At 60.3% G+C, this 23355-nt stretch carries 19 protein-coding genes; 12 read left to right on the forward strand and 7 right to left on the reverse strand.

Annotated elements, in window-relative coordinates:
• Window positions 1-3 precede the first annotated feature (3 nt).
• The gene (locus KQP88_RS11570) at window positions 4-921 is read right to left on the reverse strand and encodes a LysR family transcriptional regulator (RefSeq protein WP_200992363.1); all 918 of its coding nucleotides are present in this window, start codon (window positions 919-921) and stop codon (window positions 4-6) included.
• A gap of 104 nt (window positions 922-1025) precedes the next feature.
• Here KQP88_RS11570 and KQP88_RS11575 point away from each other — a divergent pair, with 104 nt between their 5' ends.
• On the forward strand, window positions 1026-2228 hold the full coding sequence (locus tag KQP88_RS11575) for an aspartate aminotransferase family protein (RefSeq protein WP_216705749.1): 1203 nt from the start codon (window positions 1026-1028) through the stop codon (window positions 2226-2228).
• 127 nt (window positions 2229-2355) lie between these two features.
• Complete coding sequence (locus tag KQP88_RS11580) at window positions 2356-2886, forward strand: DUF4174 domain-containing protein (RefSeq protein ID WP_200992361.1); 531 nt, start codon at window positions 2356-2358, stop codon at window positions 2884-2886.
• Window positions 2887-2942: 56 nt separating this feature from the next.
• On the opposite strand, the gene KQP88_RS11585 is transcribed toward KQP88_RS11580, so the two are convergent.
• Both KQP88_RS11585 and KQP88_RS11590 read right to left on the reverse strand, forming a co-directional pair.
• On the reverse strand, window positions 2943-3383 hold the full coding sequence (locus KQP88_RS11585) for a CBS domain-containing protein (RefSeq protein WP_200992360.1): 441 nt from the start codon (window positions 3381-3383) through the stop codon (window positions 2943-2945).
• A gap of 261 nt (window positions 3384-3644) precedes the next feature.
• On the reverse strand, window positions 3645-6149 hold the full coding sequence (locus KQP88_RS11590; protein ID WP_216705750.1) for a TonB-dependent siderophore receptor: 2505 nt from the start codon (window positions 6147-6149) through the stop codon (window positions 3645-3647).
• Window positions 6150-6342: 193 nt separating this feature from the next.
• Here KQP88_RS11590 and KQP88_RS11595 point away from each other — a divergent pair, with 193 nt between their 5' ends.
• Window positions 6343-8706 carry a DNA polymerase II gene (locus KQP88_RS11595; protein ID WP_216705751.1) on the forward strand — a complete coding sequence of 788 codons (2364 nt, stop codon included), beginning with the start codon at window positions 6343-6345 and terminating at the stop codon, window positions 8704-8706.
• Here KQP88_RS11595 and KQP88_RS11600 read toward each other — a convergent pair.
• From KQP88_RS11600 to KQP88_RS11615, 4 genes are all read right to left on the reverse strand, one after another.
• Window positions 8703-9530 carry an NAD-dependent protein deacetylase gene (locus KQP88_RS11600; RefSeq protein ID WP_216705752.1) on the reverse strand — a complete coding sequence of 276 codons (828 nt, stop codon included), beginning with the start codon at window positions 9528-9530 and terminating at the stop codon, window positions 8703-8705. The genes KQP88_RS11595 and KQP88_RS11600 overlap by 4 nt on opposite strands.
• A 176-nt stretch (window positions 9531-9706) precedes the next feature.
• On the reverse strand, window positions 9707-10540 hold the full coding sequence (locus KQP88_RS11605; RefSeq protein WP_216705753.1) for a TIGR03915 family putative DNA repair protein: 834 nt from the start codon (window positions 10538-10540) through the stop codon (window positions 9707-9709).
• Window positions 10537-11757 carry a putative DNA modification/repair radical SAM protein gene (locus tag KQP88_RS11610; protein WP_216705754.1) on the reverse strand — a complete coding sequence of 407 codons (1221 nt, stop codon included), beginning with the start codon at window positions 11755-11757 and terminating at the stop codon, window positions 10537-10539. The genes KQP88_RS11605 and KQP88_RS11610 overlap by 4 nt, the downstream gene beginning before the upstream one ends.
• Before the next feature lie 68 nt (window positions 11758-11825).
• Window positions 11826-12698, reverse strand: a complete 873-nt coding sequence (locus tag KQP88_RS11615) for a LysR substrate-binding domain-containing protein (protein WP_216705755.1) — start codon at window positions 12696-12698, stop codon at window positions 11826-11828.
• 247 nt (window positions 12699-12945) lie between these two features.
• Between KQP88_RS11615 and KQP88_RS11620 the strand changes: the two genes are divergently transcribed.
• From KQP88_RS11620 to metC, 9 genes are all read left to right on the forward strand, one after another.
• Window positions 12946-13785, forward strand: coding sequence for a transporter substrate-binding domain-containing protein (locus tag KQP88_RS11620; protein ID WP_407681821.1), 840 nt, complete (start codon window positions 12946-12948; stop codon window positions 13783-13785).
• A 221-nt stretch (window positions 13786-14006) separates the two neighbouring features.
• Complete coding sequence (locus tag KQP88_RS11625) at window positions 14007-14846, forward strand: transporter substrate-binding domain-containing protein (RefSeq protein WP_216705756.1); 840 nt, start codon at window positions 14007-14009, stop codon at window positions 14844-14846.
• Window positions 14843-16264, forward strand: a complete 1422-nt coding sequence (locus KQP88_RS11630) for an FAD-binding oxidoreductase (RefSeq protein WP_216705757.1) — start codon at window positions 14843-14845, stop codon at window positions 16262-16264. Before KQP88_RS11625 ends, KQP88_RS11630 begins: the two co-directional genes overlap by 4 nt.
• Window positions 16261-17478 carry an aminotransferase class I/II-fold pyridoxal phosphate-dependent enzyme gene (locus tag KQP88_RS11635; RefSeq protein ID WP_216705758.1) on the forward strand — a complete coding sequence of 406 codons (1218 nt, stop codon included), beginning with the start codon at window positions 16261-16263 and terminating at the stop codon, window positions 17476-17478. Before KQP88_RS11630 ends, KQP88_RS11635 begins: the two co-directional genes overlap by 4 nt.
• The gene (locus KQP88_RS11640) at window positions 17475-18209 is read left to right on the forward strand and encodes an amino acid ABC transporter permease (protein ID WP_198725645.1); all 735 of its coding nucleotides are present in this window, start codon (window positions 17475-17477) and stop codon (window positions 18207-18209) included. The genes KQP88_RS11635 and KQP88_RS11640 overlap by 4 nt, the downstream gene beginning before the upstream one ends.
• Window positions 18199-18987 carry an amino acid ABC transporter permease gene (locus KQP88_RS11645; RefSeq protein ID WP_216705759.1) on the forward strand — a complete coding sequence of 263 codons (789 nt, stop codon included), beginning with the start codon at window positions 18199-18201 and terminating at the stop codon, window positions 18985-18987. The genes KQP88_RS11640 and KQP88_RS11645 overlap by 11 nt, the downstream gene beginning before the upstream one ends.
• The gene (locus tag KQP88_RS11650; protein ID WP_216705760.1) at window positions 18974-19810 is read left to right on the forward strand and encodes an amino acid ABC transporter ATP-binding protein; all 837 of its coding nucleotides are present in this window, start codon (window positions 18974-18976) and stop codon (window positions 19808-19810) included. Before KQP88_RS11645 ends, KQP88_RS11650 begins: the two co-directional genes overlap by 14 nt.
• Window positions 19811-19950: 140 nt before the next feature.
• Window positions 19951-20544 carry a cysteine dioxygenase family protein gene (locus KQP88_RS11655; RefSeq protein WP_216705761.1) on the forward strand — a complete coding sequence of 198 codons (594 nt, stop codon included), beginning with the start codon at window positions 19951-19953 and terminating at the stop codon, window positions 20542-20544.
• Between the two features lie 42 nt (window positions 20545-20586).
• Window positions 20587-23346 carry a cystathionine beta-lyase gene (gene metC / locus KQP88_RS11660; protein ID WP_216705762.1) on the forward strand — a complete coding sequence of 920 codons (2760 nt, stop codon included), beginning with the start codon at window positions 20587-20589 and terminating at the stop codon, window positions 23344-23346.
• Window positions 23347-23355: the final 9 nt, after the last annotated feature.

A 23355-nucleotide genomic window follows, 5' to 3' on the forward strand; every position in this document is an offset into this window, starting at 1 on the left:
GTCTTATTCCGGCGCCTGCTTGCCCCAGCGGTCAATGGTGAAGTCGACAAAGCTGCGCAACTTGGGCAACTGATAGCGATCCGGGGAGTAGATCAGATGCATGGGCCTGCTGGGCAAGTGATAGTCGGGCAATAGCGCAACCAGCCGACCGTCTCGCAGGTCCTGTTCCACATAGGCATCGGGCAGCATGACGATGCCCGCTCCAACCCTGGCGGTCCGGTACAGGCCTGATGAACTGTTCATCACCATCGGGCCGCTTATCTCCACCGTGACTTCACCCTCCGGCCCGGTCAGGCGCCAGTGTTTCTCCACGCCGCTCCAGTCATCCCCGGCCGGGTAGGCGAAGGCCAGACAGTCGTGCAGTTGCAGATCTTCCGGACGCTGTGGAATACCGCGACGGGCCAGGTAATCCGGTGCAGCGCAAATGGTCAGGGTGTAATCCTGCAAGGGGCGTGCAATCAGGCGGGAGTTTTCCGGCACGTTGCCCATGCGGATCGCCGCGTCGAAACCGTTATCGAGCAAGTCCAGGCGCTGGTTGGTCAGGACCAGGTCCAGCTTGACCTTGGGGAACTGCAGCGAGAACTCGCACAGGGACGGAGCCAGCACTTCCGAGCCGAACGTCAGGGGCGCGGTGATGCGCAGCGTGCCGGTGGGTTCGCCCTGAGCCTGCTCGGCCAGCCGTTCGGACGCGGCCACCAGCCCCAGCACTTCCAGGCAGCGTTCGTAATAGGCAGCACCGAATTCTGTCAGGCGCTGACGCCGGGTGGTGCGCTTGAGCAGGCTCACCCCCAGGCGTTGTTCCAGAGCCCGCAGATGATTGCCGACCATGGTCGTGGAGATCGAGCACTGCTGCGCTGCGCCGGTCATGCTGCCGGCTTCCACGACTTTTACGTACACCGACATTGCCTGGAGCAAATCCATTATCAAGTCCAAGTTTAAAATGATTGAAGAGTTGCACTGTTTATCCAGCTCTGGTGGCTAACGATACTGCAAAAACTGTCTGACCACCCCTGGAGCTTTACGCCATGACTGCCGATTGCCTGATGACTACTTACAAGCCTCTGGACCTGAATCTTGTCCGTGGCCTTGGCACCCGTCTGTGGGATCAGGCAGGCCGCGAGTACCTTGATGCCGTGGCGGGTGTTGCGGTGACCAATGTCGGGCATTCCCATCCCTTGCTGGTCGCAGCCATCACCGAGCAGGCCGGGTTACTGTTGCATACCTCCAATCTGTACAGCATTGATTGGCAGCAACGATTGGCGCATAAGCTGACCCGGCTATCGGGCCTGGAGCGTGCGTTTTTCAACAATTCAGGTGCGGAGGCCAACGAAACGGCACTCAAGCTCGCCCGGCTGCATGGCTGGCACAAGGGTATTGACCAGCCATTGGTGGTGGTCATGGACAACGCCTTTCACGGACGTACGCTGGGCACCTTGTCTGCCAGCGACGGACCTGCCGTGCGGCTGGGTTTCAGCAACTTGCCGGGCGATTTCATCAAGGTCGCGTTCGGGGATCTGAAGGCCTTTGACCGGGTATGTGAGCGTCATGGCCATCGCATCGCCGCAGTGCTGGTCGAACCTGTGCAGGGCGAGGGCGGCGTGCAGGTCGCCCCTGAGGGCTATCTGAAAGCCTTGCGTGAACGTTGCACGCGGCGCAACTGGTTGCTGATGCTCGATGAAATCCAGACCGGCATGGGCCGTACCGGGCAATGGTTCGCCTTTCAGCACGAAGGTATCGTGCCTGATGTCATGACTCTGGCCAAAGGCCTGGGCAACGGCATCCCCATCGGAGCCTGTCTGGCGAAAGGTGCGGCTGCCCGGCTGTTTACGCCAGGTAGCCATGGCAGTACGTTTGGCGGTAATCCGCTGGCCTGTCGCGCTGCCTGTACCGTCATCGACATCATTGAACAGCAGAATCTTGTGCAGAACGCTCGCCTGCAAGGGCAGCACCTGTTGGAGCGGTTACGTGAAGAGCTGGGCAGTCATCCCGAGGTAGTGGCAATCCGTGGTTCGGGTTTGATGATCGGCATCGAATTGCAACAGGCCATTGCTGATCTGACCTCCATTGCTGCCAGTCAGCAGGGCTTGTTGATCAATGTGACGAGAAGCAAGACCATTCGTCTCTTGCCGCCGCTGATCCTTGTTGGCGCAGAGGTCGAGATGATTGTGCAAGGCATCGTCAGGACACTGGATAGCGTCACTCGCAGGGCTGTTCAGGGCTGTGCCTGAAGCAACGGATCGAGGGAAAGACAAATCCTGGGCTATACCGTGATGATGCAGATGCGGTAGAACAACGCTGGGAATTACGAGTCTCTACGCGTAATGCTTACCCCCATGGATTTGAAAGGAGCCCATCATGCTTATCCGGTCCCTGACCCTCGCCACCTTGCTGATTGCTGCCGGTCCGTCCTTTGCGGCCGACGGCGATGCACCGCTGGCGCAGGAGCGCGGCAAGACACGTCCGTTGATCATCATTGCTCCCAGCACGGTCGACCCCACCCTGATCAGCCTGAAAAAGGCCCTTGATGAACCCGCCAATCGCGAGGCATTCGCTCAGCGCAACATGGTCTTGTATACCGTGGTCAACACCATCGGTGAGCGTAACGGCAAGACCATGGATGCCCAGTCCACCATGGCCTTGATACGTGAACTAAAGCTGGGTGCCGGTGTGCAGACCAAGGTCATTCTGGTGGGCAAGGACGGTGAGAAGAAGATCGAAAAAGCGGGGGCCATCGATCCCAAGGAGATCTTCGCCACGATCGATCAGATGCCGATGCGCGAGCGTGAAGCTGCCGCACCGCCACCGGAGCCTGAAGCCAAGGCTCCTGTCGAAAAGGCTGCGAAGCCCGGCAAGGCCGGCGCCCAGGGCAAGACACTGGATGATTGAAGTCGCAACAAGAGTGGAGCTGCGCTGTCAGCCCCACTCGTTGTGCATGCTGAAACTCAATCCCCGCGAATGTACTGCTCCAGTTGCTGGATGAGGCTGGCCTGTTCCGAGATGGCTTCCTTGACCAGGTCGCCAATGGACAGCAGCCCCAGCAATTGCCCACCTTCTACCACCGGCAGGTGACGCAGGTGATTGTCGGTCATGATGTTCATGCAGGTTTCCACACTCTGCTGTGAATCGACCGTAATCACCTTGCTGCTCATGATGGCGCTGACCGGCGTACCGACAGACGAGCGTCCCTTGAGGATCATCTTGCGTGCGTAGTCACGCTCGCTGACCACCCCTACAACCACACCGCCCGCTATGACCGGCAATGCCCCGATATTCTTGTCGGCCATCAGCCTGAGTGCATCGAGCACCATCTGATCGGGACCGATGGTATGCACTTGCTGGTGTTGTTCGGATTTTAGCTTCAGCAATTGGGCAACGGTTTTCATGGGGGCTCTCCGTGAATGAGGACCAGAATGATTGTAGCCCTCCGGAGAGGGCACTACAGAATCACGGGATCGAAGAGTTCAGGCAAGTATTTGTTAAAGCCATACAATGAAGTGCACTTTGTGGGAGGCAGCTTGCTGGCGACTTTCAGCGTACGACGCAGAATATCTGCCAGTTTCAGGCCTTTTTCGCCAGCAAGCTGCCTCCCACACGTGTTGTTTATGCCTTAACTGCTCGGCATTAGGTTGTGCAAGCCAATTTATCTACCAACGATACGTCGCGCTGGCCTGTACGGTGCGTTGTGCGCCGTACCAGCACCACGAATAGTAATAGCAGGACGCGACGTATTTCTTGTTGGCGAGGTTGGAGACATTCAACGCCAGGCGCAGGTTGTCCATCGGGTTGTAGAGGTTTGGAATGTCGTAGTGCGCCGCAGCGTCGAACAGGGTGTAGCCCGGTACTTTCAGGCTGTTGGCTTCATCACCCCAGGTCGAGCCGATATAGCGCGCGCCCGCGCCGACACCAAAACCGTCCAGCTTGCCCTCGCGAAAGGTGTAATCCACCCAGGCCGAGGCGGTGTGGCGGGGAATGGCTGGCGGGGTTGTTCCTTCAGCCGGCTGGACCGGGCCATTGGCCTGGCCGACGATGCCCGGCTGGACCCGCACCGTGCTGTTGGACTTGCTGACCTGATTGTCCAGATACGCATAAGCAGCCGTGATATCCAGGTTGTCGCTCAGGCTGGCCTTGCCTTCAAGCTCGAAACCGCGTGACTGGACTTCGCCGGTCTGAACCTGGCAGCGGGCGCCGTTGCAGATATTCGTCGCGATCGGGTCCGGGGTCAGCACATTGGTGCGTCGCAAATCGAAGATGGCGGCGCTGATGAAACTGTTACTGCCCGGTGGCTGGTATTTGATACCCAGTTCGTACTGCTTGCCCTCGGTCGGTTCGAAAGGCTTGTTGCCCAGGCCCGTGCCCGATTGCGGCTCGAAGGATTCGGAATAGCTGATGTAAGGTGCCAGCCCGTTATCGAACAGATAGACCAGACCCAGGCGTCCGGTGAAGGCTTCACTTTCCACCGAGCTTTTGGTCTTCACGCCGGTCGCGATTCGCTTCGAGCTGTTGGTGCTGTCAGCCCAGTCGTAACGGCCACCCATCAGCAACACCCATTTGTCCCACTTCAACTGCTCTTGCAGGTACAGGCCTTTCTGCTGACTGCGGGCGGTCGCGTCAGTGGTGTAGGTGATGGGCGCTACCGGGCGGCCATAGACCGGATCGAACAAATCCAGGGACGGGCCATTGCCATTCCCGGATTTGGTGTCGGTGCTGGTGTTCTGATAATCGGCACCGAACAGCACTGTGTGCTGAACAGGGCCAGTGTCGAATCTGGCCTGCAACTGATTATCAAGGGTGTAGGAATCCATATTTACATCGCTGCCGATGGTGTAGCGGCCCATGGTTCGGTAATCGGGCTGCAAGGCATCGGTGCCGTTGTAGATGCTCTGATAGATACCTTCGCTGCGCAGGTAGCGGGTGTTCTGGCGAAAGGTCCAGACATCGTTCAGGTGATGCTCGAACAGGTAGCCGACAGCGTGATATTCGCGGTCGCTTTTCTCGAAATCCTTCTCGCCGTCGTAGAAGTCCACATCGATATCTCGCCCGGTCGGGCTGTTCAGCAATGAGCCGTAAGCCGGGATCGACCCGTAGGACGCGCCTTTGGGATCGCTTTGATAATTCGCCAGAAAGGTCAGCGAAGTGTCTTCATTCGGGCGCCAGGTGAATGCTGTCGCAATGGACTGGCGACGGGTTTCGGTGTGTTCGATCTGGCCGTCCGCATCGTCATACAGCCCGGACACGCGATAGGAGTAGACGCCCTGATCGTCAATCGGCCCGCCAAAGTCGAAGGTCGTGCGCTTCTTGTTGAAGTTGCCGTACGTGAGCCCGATTTCGCGAAAAGGGGTCTCGGTCGGCAGCTTGCTGACCATGTTCACCACGCCGCTGGGGCTGGCCTGGCCGTACAGCACGGAAGAGGGGCCGCGCAGCACTTCGACACGCTCCAGATCGAAGGCATCCTTCTGCGGTGACGCATCCCGGTTGCCCGGCATTCGCAGGCCGTCCAGATAGGTTGCCGGGGAGAAGCCGCGAATACTCATCTGGTCCAGTCGTGAAGCGGTAGAGCCACGGGTTTCCGGCACCACTGCCGCGCTGTAGCGCAGGATCTGATTGAGGCTCGATGCGCCCTGGGCTTTCATCTGGTCCTTGGTGACCACCGAAATCGACTGCGGCGTTTCGATCAGTGCCGTGTCGGTCTTGGTGCCGGTACGTCCACGGGTTGCGACATAACCCGACACCGGACCGCTGGCGCTTTCGGCCTGGGTAGCCCCGATGATGCTGGTGGCCTGCAACTCCATGGTCCCGTCGGCGGTTTCGGGAGCCGCTTCGATGCGATAACGATTGGCCGATACCGTCAGAACCTGCAAGCCCGTACCGCTGAGCAAGCGGCTGATGGCCTCGTGAGTGCTGAACTGCCCTTGCAGGCCATTGCTGCGCTTGCCCCGCGTCAGTGCCGGATCGAATGCCAGTACCAGTTGCGCCTGCTCTGCAAGGGTATTGAGTGCCTCACTCAGATCTCCGGCCGGGATCGAGAAGCTTTTCACGACGCTGGCCTGTTGATCAGGTACGGATGATTCGGCGGCTTGCAGGGGCACCGCGGCGCAGGCCATGAAAATGGCAAGTGCCAAGGGATGCAGCGAACTGGCAGGGCGAGACATGAAAGATCCTTGGTGCAAATGGAGGGTTTCCATAGCCCTGACGCACACCGGATAAAAACAGACAGTAGATGGGAAATATTTTTATTCTGTTTTGTGAACTGTACTGATTCAAGGCCTGAAGGAATGAATTCGCTCAGGCCGGGGGATCGAAGGGTAGAATCATCACCTGAAACACTTTCTTGAGGTCAGCACGTTGGATTTACAGCAGGGCTTTATCCTGAGCCGACACTGGCGTGATACGCCAGCCGGGACTGAAGTCGACTTCTGGCTGGCCACCGATCATGGCCCCAGACACATCCGCCTGCCTTGCCAGCCTTCCGTTGCTTTTGTGCCCGCCGAGCAGGGCGAGCGAGCGAAGGAATTGCTGCGCGGTGAGCGCGGTGTAGAGCTGCGTCCGCTGGCGCTCTGTGATTTCCGGCACCGCCCGGTGCTGGGTGTCTATTGTCAGCAGCATCGGCAGTTGATGAACATCGAGAAACTGTTGCGCAAGGGCAATGTGGATGTCTATGAAGCCGACATCCGTCCCCCTGAACGCTATCTGATGGAGCGTTTCATTACCGCGCCCGTGCTATTCGGCGGTACGCCTGATGCGCAGGGTGTGCTGTGCAATGCCCAGATCAAGCCCGACTCCGATTATCGGCCACAGTTGAAACTGGTTTCGCTGGATATCGAAACCACCTCCCGTGGCGAGCTGTATTCCATTGCCCTGGAAGGCTGCGGGCAGCGTCAGGTCTACATGCTGGGACCAGCCAATGGCGGCAATGAGGCCCAGGATTTCCAGCTCGAATATTGCGACACCCGTGCGCAGTTGCTGGAGAGGCTGAACCAGTGGATGGCCCTGCATGACCCGGATGCAATCATCGGCTGGAATGTGGTGCAGTTCGATCTGCGGGTTCTCCATGAGCATGCCAAGCGCTTGCAGGTCCCCTTGATATTGGGGCGCGATAACCAGCCCATGGGCTGGCGCGAGCATGGCAACCGCGACAATCATTACTTTGCCGATATCGGTGGACGTCTGGTGATCGACGGTATCGAAGCCTTGCGCTCGGCAACCTGGAGTTTCCCTTCGTTCAGCCTTGAAAACGTGTCGCAGACCCTGCTGGGCGAAGGCAAGGCGATTGATACGCCGTATCAGCGCATGGACGAAATCAACCGCATGTTCGCCGAGGACAAGCCGGCGCTGGCTCGCTACAACATCAAGGACTGCGAACTGGTCACGCGGATCTTCGCCAAGACCGAATTACTGACTTTCCTGCTGGAACGCGCAACGGTCACGGGGCTGCCTGCCGACCGCAGCGGAGGTTCGGTGGCCGCATTCTGTCATCTGTATATTCCGCTGATGCATCGCCAGGGCTTTGTCGCGCCCAACCTCGGCGAGCGCCTGCCGGAGGCCAGCCCCGGTGGCTTTGTGATGGACTCCCAGCCCGGCCTGTATGAGTCCGTGCTGGTGCTGGACTACAAGAGTCTGTACCCGTCGATTATCCGCTCCTTCCTGATCGATCCTGTTGGTTTGATCGAAGGCATGCGCCAGCCGGATGACGAGCATTCCGTGCCGGGCTTTCGCGGCGCACGCTTTTCCCGCACCCGGCATAGCCTGCCGTCCATCGTGGAGCGGGTCTGGCGTGGCCGGGAAACCGCCAAGCGTGAACACAATGCGCCGCTGTCCCAGGCGCTGAAGATCATCATGAACGCCTTCTATGGCGTGCTGGGGTCGAGCGGTTGCCGCTTTTTCGACCCACGCCTGGCATCGTCGATCACCATGCGGGGCCACGAAATCATGCTCAAGACCCGTGAGCTGATCCAGGCTCAGGGCTACACGGTGATCTACGGCGATACCGATTCGACCTTTGTCTGGCTGGGGCGCACACATGGTCAGGAGGAGGCGACGGATATCGGTCGCTCGCTGGTTCGGCACGTCAACCAGTGGTGGCGCGAGCATCTGCACAACGAGTACGGATTGCACAGCGCCCTTGAGCTGCAGTTCGAAACGCATTTCCGCCGCTTTCTGATGCCGACCATCCGCGGCGCAGAGGAGGGCAGCAAGAAGCGTTACGCCGGGCTGGTAACCCGCGCCGATGGCAGCGAGGAAATGGTCTACAAGGGGCTGGAAACCGTACGTACCGACTGGTCACCGCTGGCGCAGCAATTCCAGCAGGAACTGTACCTGCGAATATTCAAGCGCCAGCCTTATCAGGATTACGTGCGCGAGTATGTACGGCGTACCCTGGCAGGCGAACTCGACGACTTGCTGATCTATCGCAAGCGGCTGCGGCGCAAGCTGGACGACTACCAGCGCAACGTCCCGCCCCATGTGCGTGCGGCGCGCCTTGCCGATGAGTACAACGACAGCCAGGGCCGACCGCGCCAGTACCAGAGCGGAGGCTGGATCAGCTATGTGATCAGCGTTGCCGGGCCGGAGCCTCTGGAGATTCGCAAGGCACCCATCGATTACGATCATTACGTCACCCGGCAACTGCAACCTGTGGCTGACGCTATCCTGCCGTTCGTGGATGACGATTTCAGCACCTTGATTGGTGGCCAGTTGGGGCTGTTCTAGCCCAGGCGTTCCATCAGCACGGGCAGCACCTGCTCACACGACGCCTCGATCTTCATGTCGAGCAAGTCGTCTGCGCGGGTCTTGCCCTGATTGATGGCAATGATGGGCTTGTCTTGCTCGGCCATGGCCTTGCACAAGCGAAAAGCCGACCAGGCCATCAGGGAGGTGCCGACCACCAGCAGCCCTTGGGCCTGTTCGACACTTTCGGTGGCCTTGGCGGCAGTTTCGGCTGCAACGTTTTCACCAAAGAACACCACATCCGGTTTCAGTCGCTGACCTTCGCAGTACGGGCAGTGGGGAACCTGGAAATCCATCTCGAACGACGCGTCCAGCAAGGTATCGCCATCGGGCGCCTGTATGGCGTTGACGCCCGAAAGGTAAGGGTTCTGCGCAACCATGATGTCCTGGATTGCGGCCCGGTCGCTGCGCTGATGGCAGTCCAGGCAGTACACGCGATGCAGACTGCCATGCAGCTCGATCACGTCATGGCTGCCCGCCTGATCATGGAGCGCGTCGACATTCTGGGTGATAAGCCCACTGATATGTCCACCCGTCTGCAAACTGGCCAATGCCCGGTGCGCGGCATTGGGTTCGGCCTGGCGGATACGCGGCCAGCCGAGCATCGCTCGCGCCCAGTAACGCTGGCGGGCGCTGGGGGCCTTGAGGAATTCCTGATACATCATCGGCTGCTTGCCACGCCGCACGCCGTCCTTGTCGCGATAGTCGGGAATGCCTGACGCCGTGCTGATGCCCGCGCCGGTAAGGACCAGGAGTGGCTTGTCGGTCAGGGTCTGAAGCAGATCGTGGATCTGGTCGTCCAGCATCGTCGCACCTCTAACGGAGGGTTCAGGTCGAGACATTACCACCGATCAGCCAAGGCACAGACAAAACTTGTGGGAGGCAGCTTGCTGGCGAAAAAGGCCTTGAGGTCGGCAGATATTCTGCGTTTGTACACTGAAGTCGCCAGCAAGCTGCCTCCCGCAAAGTGATCTGATCAGGATTACTTCCCGATCCGTTTACCCGGTCTTGCCCCGATATCGCTGGCCTGGCCATCCCGTTGCTTGCCGGTTCTGGCCTGGGTGATGAGGGCGGGGATCAGGGGGCCTTCGGGCAGGGTTTTCCAGAAGCGCGAAGGCATATGGCCTTGCATGACTTTGGGGTTCAGGCGTGCCGGGTTGAAGATGTGGCTGTAATAGGTCAGCCACAGGTTGCCATGGGGATCTTCTGCCTGACGGGCCATCTTTTGCCACTCCTCGGGGCAGCGCCGTTCGTGGATCAGTTGCGTGCCATCGTAATAAACCCCGTCCTGTGGGGTGGCGATCATCCAGCGATGCTGGCCCATGCGCCCGATGAAGTGCTGGCTGGCGCTTTGCAGAATGTCGTGGGCCGGCTCGTGCCAGGCGACGTATTCAGGTTGCAGCAGTTCAGGTGCTTCGCTTGAGGCGGGAAGCGCCACAAAACGCAGGAAGGCATGCAGGTGATGGGCTTCGCGGCCGATGGTCTTGAGGCGTCGATGCAGTTCACTGCCCAGTCTGTCGCCTGCCAGCATGGCGGTGCGGTCGCCATGGCTGACCCGCCAGAGCACTTCGTACAACAGGCTCCAGCGTTGATCGCCCCGATAGCAGGCGGCGCTTTGCAGCAGCTTCAGTAACTCCAGCGGCACCCGCGCCTGAAAAGGCCCGTGCTCCTGCGGGACATCTTCGTCGCTGGAGAACAGGTCGGCATCGTCGACAGCCTTCCAGCTCACCCGACTGGGATCGATTTCATGGCTCAACAGCCAGCGGGCCTGCTGGCGCCAGGTGTCGAACAGGTCATCGCAATCCAGGCAGATCATCCCCAGAGCCCCAGCTGCTGAGGTTGTGGTCTGTCACGCAATTGATAATGCAATTGCTCGCTGCTGCTTTCGGCCTGGGAAGGATGGTAGTCGCTGGTGATGATGAACGGCTTGGCCTTGGCCAGCACGCAACGCAGGCGGGTCAGGTCTTCGTAGCGAATGCGCCGTTGCCTGCGCAGTTCGACCAGCCGCTGGGTGGTGCGGATGCCGATGCCCGGGATGCGGGCGATCAAGGCCGGTTCGGCGTTGTTCAGGTCCAGCGGGAAAACCGACCGGTTATTCAAGGCCCAGGCCAGCTTGGGGTCGATGTCCAGGGCCAGGTCACCCGGTCCGCTCAGCAGTTCGTTGGCCGTAAAGCCATAGCCGCGCAACAGGAAGTCCGCCTGATACAGGCGGTGCTCGCGCAGCAGCGGCGGTGCGGCCAGCGGCACGCTGTTCGGGCTGTTGGGGATCGGGCTGAACGCCGAGTAATAGACCCGGCGCAACTTGAAGTTGCTGTAGAGCGACTGGGCGCTGTGCAGGATGGTGCTGTCATCGGTGGCGTCGGCACCCACGATCATCTGGGTACTTTGCCCGGCGGGCGCAAAACGCGGGGCGCGGGGTTCGTTGAGCACGGTCTGCTCGCCGGTATGAATGGTTTTCATGGCCTGCTTGATGGACTTCACGTCCTTTTCCGGCGCCAGGGTTTGCAGGCTGGCATCGGTGGGCAGCTCGATATTCACGCTCAGGCGATCGGCATAGCGACCGGCCTGTTCAATCAGCGCCGGGTCGGCATCCGGGATGGTCTTGAGATGGATGTAGCCACGAAACTCATGCTTTTCACGCAACAGGCGGGCGACCTGTATCAGTTGCTCCATGGTGTAGTCGGCGGAGCGGATGATGCCGGAACTCAGGAACAACCCGCTGACGCAGTTGCGTCGATAGAAATCCAGGGTCAGGGTAACGACTTCTTCCGGGCTGAAACGGGCGCGAGGCACATCGCTTGAGCGGCGGTTGACGCAGTACTGGCAGTCATACAGGCAGAAGTTGGTCAGCAGGATTTTCAGCAGCGAGACACAGCGACCATCCGGCGTGAAGCTGTGACAAATGCCCATGCCGGTGGTCGAGCCCAACCCGGTCTTGCCTTGCGAACTGCGCTTGGGCGCGCCACTGCTGGCGCACGACGCATCGTATTTGGCAGCGTCTGCCAGAATGCTGAGCTTGTCGATGAGCTGCATGAAAAATACCGATACTGTTTTTATATACAGTATCCGGTTAAGCTCCTTACTACAAGCTCGGATTTTGCCTACAACCCTTGGCTGGCCCGTATCAATTCATAGGCCTTGCGGGCCAGCGGATTCACGGTATTGGGCCGGATCCACAGGTGATAGGTCACGTCGGGCAGACGCGGCAGGCCATCATTTTCACCCAGCACGCGCATGTCTGGCCCAAGCATTTCCATGCTGCGCGGCGTCACGCCAAGACCTGCGCGGGTGGCGGCCTTGATGCCGATCAGATTGGAAGCCAGATACGCCTGCCGCCAAGGAATATTGGCCGCTTCCAGGGCTTGCAGGGCATAGCGTCGGTAGATGCTCGGTTCATCCACCAGAATCAGTGGCAGCGGTTCGTCCGGCACATGGATGTATTGCGCCGAGCAGATCCACCACACCGGCGAGGTGCGCAAGGCAAAGCCTTCCAGGGTCGGGTCTTCGCGGGTGGAAATCACCATGTCCACTTTGCCCCGGTGCAAGTCCTCCATCAGGAACGGGCTGCGGCCCACATCGATTTCCAGGCGCAGACGCGGAGCCGAGCGGGCGATGTGGCTCAGCAAGGGCGGCAGAATGGTGTCGGCGATGTCATGGGGCGAGCCGATGCGCAGCACGCCACTCAGGCTGCTTTCACGCAACGAGTTCAGGGCGTCGTCATTGAGAGACAGCATCTGCCGTGCGTGGCGCAGCAGTTGCCGGCCCGGCTCGGTCAGGTGCTTCTGGCGACCTTGCTTCTGAAACAGGCTGACACCCACTTGCTGCTCCAGGCGCTGCATGTGCTGAGTGACCGAGGACTGGGTGCGCGACAGCCGCAGGCCTGCTTCGGCAAAGCTGTGATGATCGACTACCGCAACAAAGGTGCGCAGCAGTTCCAGATCGAGAGTCGAGGTGGAGCTTGTGGGATCGGTCATGGTGTTCTGCGCTGAATTCATATCAGGGGATCAGGTAAATACATTACGTAATTTTATGTTTGGTGGGTTGTTTTTCTGATGGGCTTTATTTTTATTCAATAAATACTGGGGTTTTTATGAAGGGGGAGCGGAGTTCGCATGGAAAGTTATAACCATATTTGATATTTGAATTTCCGTTCACAGGCAACGATCCGTAATGTCCCGGCATCGCATCGGGGAACTCCGATCATTTGCCTGGGGAATTTACATGCCGACTCGCTCATCCGTTTCACGTTTCTTCCCGGCCATGCTGGGGCTGTTTGCCGGTCTGGCGGTCAGTGGCGCGGCCATGGCCGATGCAACCCTGGACAAGATCCAGGAGCGTCATCGCCTGGTGGTGGGCGTGTTGTTGTCCGGCGGGCCTTTCGGTTCCATCGATCCTGCGACCCAGAAACCCAAGGGCGCGAACGTGGATCTGGCTGAAGACCTGGGACGTCGCCTGGGCGTCGAGGTTGAGCTGGTATCGGTATTGACCGCCAACCGCGTGCAATTCCTGCAACAGGGCAAGGTCGATCTGCTGATCGCCAACATGGAGTGGACCCCGGAACGCGGGCAGATTCTCGGCTCTGTGCCGACACCTTTTTACAAGGTCGGTGGCACTGCCGTAGTCCTCAAGGACAGCAAGATCACCCGTTGGGAAGATCTCAAGGACCAGCCGGTCTGCACGTCTCAGGGCAGCAGTTACATCAAGCCACTGACCGAGTTCGGTGCCCAACTCAAGGCTTTCAAGAGCTCCGCCGAATCCTTGCTGGCCCTGCGTGGCAATAACTGTGTAGCGGCCGTGCATGACGCCACGCTCATCAATCCGCTGCTGGCCAGCAACGAGGAGTGGAAGGGCTATCGCGCCATTCTCCCGGAACTGAACCCGGCCCCTTCGGTGATCTGGACGCGCGCTGGCGAAACCGACACCCAGGCGCGCCTGGACAGCATCGTGCAGGACTGGCATCGCACCGGCTGGCTGATCGAAGTCGAAAAGCGCCACAACATCACGCCTGCCTCCCCGGCACTGGTTGAGCTGCATGAGCAGTTCAAGGCCAAGGGCGCCTAATGCCGATCAGTAAGGCACAAACAAAACCTGTGGGAGGCAGCTTGCTGGCGAGAGGGCCTGTGAAGTGCAGATATTCTGCGCCTGTACGCCAAAGTCGCCAGCAAGCTGCCTCCCACAAAGTGATTCATTGACCTTAACTGATCGACATTAGCCAAGGGCGCCTGATCTTTCTCCCATTTCCCTGCCGACGCCCTGGCGTCGGCCATTCAAGGACGGCTCCCATGAGCAGATTTTCCAAAGCCAGAACGCTGACCGCGCTGGGGTTGATCCTGTACGCCGGGCTGGCCAGTGCCGACGCGACCCTGGACAAAATTCAGGAGCGCCACAAGATCAGTATCGGCGTGATTCTCAGCGGTCCTCCGTTCGGCACCATCGATCCGAAGACCGGCGAACATCAGGGCTACAACGTCGAACTGTCCAAAGAGATCGCCAAGCGCCTGAACGTGGAACTGGAAACCGTATCGGTGCTGGCTCCCAATCGCGTGCAGTTTCTGCAGCAGGGCAAGGTCGATCTGTTGATCGCCAACATGCAACTGACTGAAGAGCGTGCGCAGATTCTCGACTACGTGCCAACGCCTTACGAGGAAGTCGGCGGCGCCGCATTGATCCGCAAGGGCGCGGGCATCAGCAAATGGGAAGATCTCAAGGGCAAGCCGGTCTGCGTCTCCCAGGGCAGCAACTTCATCAAGCCGTTGCAGGAAGTCTACGGCGCGCAGATCAAGGCATTTCGCAGCCAGTCCGAATCGCTGCTGTCGTTGCGTGGCAATGGTTGTGTAGCGGCGGTGCATGTCAGCCCGACCATGCACACCTTGCTGGCCGATGCGGAATGGTCCGGCTTCGAGATTCCCCTGGCCACGGATCTGATCCCTTCCAAATCGGTGATCTGGCTGCGCAAGGGCGAGAAAGACACTCAGGCCCGTCTGGACGCCATTGTTCGCGACTGGCATCGCAGTGGCTGGCTGATCGAACTGGGTAACCGCACCGGCATGGCGCCATCCCAGGCTTTGCATGATCTGCACGAGCAATACCGCAACGCCGTACCACTGGCTGTCACGCCATGAGTGACGGGCTGTTCCAGGCATTGCAGCAACTGCTGGGCGCCAGTCATGTGCAGACCGGCGAGCAGGCCCGCGAGCGTTTGACCGACAAGCAGGGCCGCTATGTCGGGCAAGTGGCGGCGGTGGTGCGTCCGGCGGATACCGGGCAGGTTGCCGCAGTGGTGCGTCTGTGCATCGCCCATGCTGCACCAGTGGTGGTGCAGGGCGGCAACACCGGTCTGATGGGCGCTGCAACGCCGGATGCCAGCGGCAAGGCGGTTCTGTTGCAGCTGGAGCGAATGAACCGTGTGCGTGAAGTCGATACCGACAACGATACCTTGACCGTCGAGGCCGGTTGCATCCTGCAAAACCTGCAGGATGAAGCGCGCAAGGTCGACCGTTTGTTCCCGCTGAGCCTGGGCGCGCAAGGCAGTTGCACCATTGGTGGCAACCTGGGCACCAATGCCGGGGGCAACGCCGTGTTGCGCTATGGCAATACCCGGGAACTGACTCTGGGGCTTGAGGTGGTCACGGCTCAGGGTGAAATCTGGGAAGGGCTGCGCGGCCTGCGCAAGGACAATACCGGTTATGACCTGCGAGACCTGTTCATCGGCAGTGAAGGCACGCTAGGCATTATCACGGCGGCGACCCTGAAGTTGTTCCCGCTGCCCAAGGCCCAGCTCACCGCCTTCCTGGCTTTCGAGTCACTGGCTCAGGCGGTGCGTTTCCTGTCCCACACCCGTGCCGGGTTCGGGGCAGGCCTGACCGCTTTCGAGCTGCTTTCGGCCGACTGCCTGACCTTGCTGCGCGAGCAGTTTCCCCAAGGGCCGCAACCCTTTGGCGGCTCCGCTTACCCCTGGTTCGCCTTGCTGGAACTCTCCGACAACCACAGTGAAAGCCATGCGCGGCAGAGTTTTGAAGACGTGCTGGGTGATGCCTTTGAAGTCGATCTGCTCAGCGATGCCCTGATTGCCGAAAGCCTGGCCCAGAGTCAGGCACTGTGGCAGTTGCGCGAGAACATGAGCGATGCCCAGCGGCGTGCCGGGCGCAATATGAAGCACGATATCTCGGTGCCGATTTCCCGTGTCGTGGCGTTCGTGAGCCAGACCGATGCCTTGTTGCAGAAGCACTTTCCCGGTGTACGCAACTTCACGTTTGGTCATCTGGGCGATGGCAACCTGCATTACAACGTCGCGCATCCGCTGGGCTCCACGGTCGAGGCGCACATGAGCCGTTACGCCGAACTGAGCGAGCTGGTGCACGACAGCGCCCACGCCCATGGCGGCTCGATCAGTGCCGAACATGGCATCGGCCAGCGCAAGCTGGACATGCTGTCCCGTTATAAAAGCCCCGTGGAACTGGATCTGATGCGCCGCATCAAGCAGGCACTGGACCCGAACAACCTGCTCAATCCGGGCAAGGTACTGGAGGCCCGAGCATGAGCATCGGCTTGTCAAAGCGCGTGCAGCGCGTCTCGCTGTCGGCCAATGCCGCCGCCAAATCCCGGGCTACCGCCTTGCGTGATGCCGGGGTGGATATTCTCGATCTGACGACCGGCGAGCCGGATTTCGATACCCCGGAACACATCAAACAGGCCGCCTTCAAGGCCATTGCCGAGGGTGCCACCAAATACACGCCGACTCCCGGTGTAAGGGCCTTGCGCGAGGCGGTGCAAGCCAAGTTGCAGCGCGAAAACGCTCTGGATTATCCCCTGGCTTCCATCGTGATTGCCAACGGGGCCAAGCAGATCATTTTCAATGCCTTCGCCGCGACCCTGGATGACGGCGACGAAGTGCTGGTGCCTGTGCCGTACTGGCCGTCATTCCCGGACAGCGTGCGTTTCAACGGTGGCGAGCCGGTATTCATCGAGTGCGGGCTGGAGCAGGGCTGCAAGCTGACCCCCGAGCAACTGGAACGCCATATCGGCGAGCGCACGCGCTGGCTGATCCTCAACGGGCCGGGCAATCCCAGTGGCGCGGTGTACAGCGAGTCGGAGTTGTTGGCGCTGGCTGACGTGCTCCGTCGCCATCCCCATGTGCTGGTGTTGCTGGACGAGCTGTACGAACACATTCGCTTCGACGGACAACCGGCCCAGAGCCTGCTCAACGTCGCACCGGACTTGCAGCCGCGCTGCCTGCTGGTGGGCGGTGTTTCCAAGACCTATGCGATGACCGGCTGGCGGGTCGGTTTCGGGGCCGGACCCCAGGAGCTGACCACGGCCATGACCGTGGTGCAATCGCAATCGACCTCCGGCGCTTCATCGGTAGGGCAGGCTGCGGCCTTGGCGGCGTTCGAGGGCGGGCTGGAGTTTCTGCCGCAACACGTGGCGGCCTACCACCTGCGCCGAGACTTGCTGGTTGAAACCCTGAGCAGCGTCGATGGCCTTGAAGTGCTGGTGCCTCAAGGCGGCTTCTTTGTCTTCGTGCGTTGCGCCGGGCTGCTGGGTCGCTATCGCCCGGATGGCCAGCGCCTGGAAAACGATGCCGATGTGGTCGCCTGGCTGCTGGAGTTCGGTGTGGCGGGTGTCGCAGGCAGCGCTTACGGGTTGTCACCGTGGTTTCGCCTGTCGATTGCCACGGCCACTGCAACCGTGATCGAAGCCGGGCAGCGGATTGCCCGTGCCTGTGGGCAGTTGAGCGCGGGAGACATTTCATGAACCACTGGCTGGAATCCTTCGTGCAGTGGACGGCCGGGTTTGGCCTGAACTACGCCTTTGTGCTGGATGCCTATCAGCGAGGCACGATGGTCGACGGAGCGCTGACCACCTTGCTGCTGTGCCTGCTGACGATCATTGGCAGCCTGCTTGTCGGTGTCGCACTGGCCGCCATGCTGACCTCGGGTAAATCCTGGCTGCGTTCGCCTGCCAGGGTCTTTATCGAAGTCACCCGCAACACGCCGACGCTGGTGCAGCTGTATTGCGCCTTTCTGGTACTCAACATGCTGTTGACCCAGGCCATCGGCACGGCCAACCCGCTGACGCCTTTTGCCTGGGTGGTGATCGTGATCTCCCTGCACAAGGGCGCTTTCCATGCCGAAGCCCTGAGGGCCGGCATTGAAGCGGTTCCTTCCGTGACCCTGGAAGCCGCCAGCTCCCTGGCCTTCAACAGTCGCCAGTTGCTGTGGAATGTGCAGTTGCCACTGGCTGTGCGTTTTGCCTTGCCATCGCTCATCAATAACCTGATCGATCTGGTGAAGATGACGGCCGTGGCTTCGGCCATCGCGGTGGGGGATATCACCTACGCGGCGATCATGATCTGGACCCAGAGCGATAACGTGCTGGAACTGATGATCCTGATCCTGAGCTTTTTCGGCTTGCTCAGTTTTATCGTCAACTGTGCAGGGCGCGCCCTGGAATCACGCCTGAGGATGCCCGGCTATGGCCATTGATTCATCGGTTGCCGCGCCCGTCGCGTGGCCGCGTCGTCATTTGCTGACGCTGATCCTGGTGGCTCTGGCGGTTGCCTGGCTGATGTTCGGTGCGCCGGACAGCCCGGTATTCCTGGCATTGGTGCAGTGGTCGCCGGCTCTGGCCATGGGCTTTGGTCAGAACATTCTGATCAGTCTGGTTGCCATCGGCCTGGGCACGGTGTTCGGGCTGCTGGTCGGTGCTCTGGGGATGTCGCCTTTCTGGCTGCTGCGCCTGCCAGCGCGGATCTGGATACAGATTTTCCGCAATGCGCCCTGGCTGGTGCTGATCTACTTCACCACTTACGTGTTTCCGTTCGAGATCAGGATCGGCAGCACCTATATCTCGTTTCCCGACTGGGTGAAGGTCACCATCGGCCTGGCTTTGCCGGCCAGTGCCAATGTCGCGGAAATCTTCCGGGGTGCCGTGGCGTCGATCCCCAGCACCCAATGGGAAGCCGCACGTTCGCTGGCCTTCACTCGCGGGCAGATCTTCACGTCGATCATCCTGCCGCAGTGCTTCAAACGCATGCTGCCGCCGTGGATGAACCTCTATGCCGTCATCACCATGGGCACGGCACTGGCTTCGCTGGTGGGTGTGCATGACGTGATCGACACCGCACAGATTGCCAGCAACACCGTCAATCAGACCGGTTTCACCGTGATCATCTATTGCAGCCTGCTGGTGCTGTTCTTTGCCTATTGCTATCCGATTTCCCGTCTGACCCAACGCCTGGAGCGACGTTATGCCTTCTATTGATTCTGGCGCCGAGCCTCTGGTCAGTCTGCGCGACCTGCACCTGTCATTTGGCAGCAACCTGGTGCTCAAGGGCATCGATCTGGATGTGCAGCGCGGCCAGGCGGTATCGATCATCGGCCCGTCCGGTTCGGGCAAGTCGACCATTCTGCGCTGCATCACCGGGTTGTTGCAGACCCAGCGCGGCACCATTCGCGTGGGTAATACCGAGGTTCATGGCCTGACCCGCGAAGCCGAGCGAATCGAACTGCGCAAGCGCGTGGGGTTTGTGTTCCAGCAGTACAACCTGTTTCCGCATCTGTCGGTGCTGGAAAACCTGGTGATCGCCCCGCACAAGGTGCTGGGGATCGAGCGTGCTGAAGCCGAGAAGCAGGCGCGTGCCTTGCTGGCCAAGGTGCGCATGGAACACAAGGCTGATGCTTATCCGGGGCAATTGTCCGGTGGTCAGCAGCAACGCGTGGCAATTGCCCGGGCCTTGACCATGCGCCCGGAACTGATTCTGTTCGATGAAGTGACCTCGGCCCTGGATCCGGAAACCGTCGGTGAAGTACTGACGGTGATCCGCGAACTGACCGAAGAGGGCATGACCTGCGTGCTGGTGACCCACGAAATGCGTTTCGCCGAAGAAATCAGCGACGTGGTGTATTTCACCGAAAACGGCCTGATCGTCGAGCACGGCAGCGCCGAGCAGATATTCCAGCACCCGAACAGCGAGCGGACCCGTGAATTCCTGCGCCACGCCCTGGGCGATTCCGGGCGTCGGCCGCCGGTTTCCGCCGACCCGTTTGCCCTGAGCAATATCAGCCGTTACAGCCTGTCCGTATAACTGAAAAACCACTGCTGTGGGAGCGCGCTTGCCCGCGATGATGTGTGTGAAATCAACACATGTCTATCGTCTGAACCACTGTCGTCGCGGGCAAGCGCGCTCCTACGTTTATCGTCCAGAGCACCACCGGGAGTTACCTGATGAGCACCACAAACCGAGCCCAAGTGATCGAAGACTTTCTTCAGCAGATTCGTGCCATCAACCAGCGCGGCGTAGACCGCGAGGCCTTGAAGGAGATCATCGCGCTGCTGGAAGACCTGGCAGGTCGTCATGACCTGTTCAACTTCAACGAGTTTCCTGCGCCGGTGCCGGGGCAGGGTGAGACAGCCTTCCGCTATCGCCTGAACGACGATGGCGAAACCCCGACCCTGTACATGAACTCACTGCTGCCGGGCAAAAGCACCTTGCCCCATAACCATGAAACCTGGGCGGTGATCGTTGCCGTGCAAGGCCAGGAAATCAACTACGTCTGGGCGCGTACCGACGATGGCAGTGACCCGACATTTGCTCGTCTGGAGCTGGAAAAGGAAGTGATCGTCCAGCCAGGAACGCCTATCGGCTTCCTGGGCGAAGACCTGCATGGCATCAAGGTCACGGGTGAAGAGCCGACCTTGCACTTCCACCTCTATGGCCGTCCGCTGGAGTCGCTCAACGGGCGTTTCGGTGTCAACGAAGAAGGCCGCGTCCTGAACTACAACGCTTCGCAGATGGCACCGTCGATTCAGGCCTATTGATCGTCGGCACAGGTTTTCCCTTTCACTTTTATGAGCCACCCCATGAGCCAGACCACCACCGCGGCCCAACTACAACAATGGCTGTTCGACGGGCAGGAAATTGCCCTGTTCGACCTGCGTGAACATGGCCAGTACGGCGAAGCCCATCTGTTCCATGGCGTTACGCTGCCCTACAGTCGCCTGGAGCTGGATATCCGTCGCCTGGCACCCAATCCCGGCGTGCGGCTGGTGATCTATGACCAGAATGGCGGCGATATCGCAATACGGGCAGCGGCGCGGCTGGAAGAGCTCGGTTATCGCCAGGTGCATATTCTTGAGGGCGGCGCCGATGGCTGGCAGGCCGCAGGTCTGCAACTGTTCGCGGGTGTGCATGTGCCGTCCAAGGCTTTTGGCGAATTGGTGGAAGAGGCTCGCCATACGCCGCATATCAGCGCAACCGAACTGGCGCAGCGTCAGGCTCAGGGGGAAGCTCTGGTGGTGCTGGACGGCAGGCCCTTCGACGAATACCGCAAGATGACCATTCCAGGTTCCGTGTGCTGCCCCAATGGCGAGCTGGGGTATCGACTGCCGGAGCTGGTCAGCGACGAACACACGCCGATCATCGTCAACTGCGCCGGACGTACCCGAAGCATCATCGGGGCGCAGACGCTGATCGACCTGGGAGTCAAGAACCCGGTTTATGCCCTGGAAAACGGAACCCAGGGTTGGTATCTGGCCGATCTGCAACTGGAGCACGGCAGCACCCGACGCTACCCGGATGCCGTTGCGCCCGAGTCGCTGGCCCGGCAGCGGGATGCCGCCCAGGCGCTGGCCGAGCGGGCAGGGGTGCAGACGGTGAGTGCCGAACAGGTTGCCGACTGGGCCGCAGACAGCGGGCGCAGCCTGTTCCTGTGCGATGTGCGAACCGCCGAGGAGTTTGCGGCAGGCACATTGGCTGGCGCGCAACATACGCCGGGTGGCCAGTTGATTCAGGCGACGGACCTGTATGTCGGTGTGCGTCAGGCGAGGCTGGTGCTGCTGGACGACGAAGGCATTCGGGCTCCGATTGTCGCCAGTTGGCTTCGGCAACTGGGGCACGATGCCTGTGTGCTTGAGGCTGGCGTGAGCAGTGGCTTGTCGCTGCCTGTGGCTGAAGCGGATGTATGGCCGGACTTGCCGGGCATCAGCGTGCAACAACTGGCCGATGCCTTGAAGGATAACGCCGTGGCGCTTGTCGATCTGCGTTCGAGCACCGCTTTTCGCAAAGGACATATCGAAGGTTCGCGCTGGTCGATTCGTCCGCTGCTGGCTGCCGCCGTCGCCGATGAGTCCCGACCGCTGGTGCTGATTGCCGATGATCCGGCTCTGGCACAACTGGCGGCAGAAGAATTGCCACAGGCGCAGCGTCGGCAGGTGCGTCTGCTGGACGGCGGGATCAAGGCCTGGCAAACCGCCGGGCTGGCGCTGCATGAAGACAGCGCCAGTCTGGCGGATGAGCAGTGCATCGACTTTCTGTTCTTTACCCACGACCGGCATTCCGGCAACAAGGACGCTGCCCGGCAGTACCTAGCCTGGGAAATCGGTCTGCTGGGGCAGATGACCGAGCAGGAAATTGCCAGCCTCAAGCCCTTATCCGCAAAAAAGCCTGAGCGCCCGTCACACGATCCTCTGGTCAAGACTCGGCTCGTTCACGCCGGGCGTACGGCCAAGGGCAGTGGCGTGCGCGGGGTGAATGTACCGGTTTCACGCATGAGTACCGTGCTGTTCGACAGCCTCGGGCAGATGCGAGATATCCGAAAGCGTCGCGATACCGAGCGCCTGCTGAGTTATGGGGCGCGGGGCAACCCGACGGGGTTTGCGCTGGAAGACCTGGTGACAGAGCTGGAAGGCGGTTATCGCACTCGCTTGTTCAGCACGGGCCTTGCAGCGGTGGCGCAGACTTTCCTGGCCTATCTGCGCCCCGGCGATCATGTCCTGATAACCGATGCCGTGTATTCGCCGGTGCGGCGTGTGGCCCGTGACTTCCTTGAGCCATTCGGCATTCAGGTCAGCTATTTCAGGGCCGACGGCCAAGGGCTGGAGGCACAACTGCAGGCCAATACCCGCATGGTCTACACCGAAGTGCCGGGCTCGTTGCTCTACGAACTCTGCGACTTGCCGGCCATTGCCGCGCTGTGCAAACCGCGAAACATTCTGCTGGCGGTGGACAACACCTGGGGTTCGGCCTACCTCTATCGACCGCTGGAACTGGGAGCGGATATTTCCATCATGGCCCTGACCAAGTACCTGTGCGGTCATAGCGATGTGGTGATGGGCAGCGTCTGCACCCGCGAAGAGGTCTGGCAGCCGCTGGGCAGCATGAGCGACACCTTCGGCTGCGCAGTCAGCCCCGACGATGCCTATCTGGTCCTGCGCGGTGCCCGCACCCTGGCCTCACGCATGGAAACCCACGAGCGTCAGGCACTTGAAGTGGCGCATTGGCTGAACGAGCAACCGCAGGTCCGCCGCGTTTTCCATCCCGCCTTGCCGGACCACCCCGGCCACGCCCTGTGGAAGCGCGACTTCACCGGCAGCAACGGCTTGCTGTCCTTTGAGTTCGAGTCTTCGGACCCGACCCGACTGGAACGTTTTATCGGCGCCCTGCAACTGTTCGGGCTCGGCGCCTCGTGGGGCGGCTACGAAAGCCTGATCACCGTGGCCAATGTCAGTGATCGCGACAATGAAGCCGACAGACAGCTCAATCCGGTGGTGCGACTGCATATAGGGTTGGAGGATGTGGGGGAGTTGATCGAAGATTTGCAGAGGGGGTTTGGGGAAGGCTGACAGCTGCAA

This window comes from Pseudomonas lijiangensis, from assembly GCF_018968705.1.
Classification (GTDB): domain Bacteria; phylum Pseudomonadota; class Gammaproteobacteria; order Pseudomonadales; family Pseudomonadaceae; genus Aquipseudomonas; species Aquipseudomonas lijiangensis.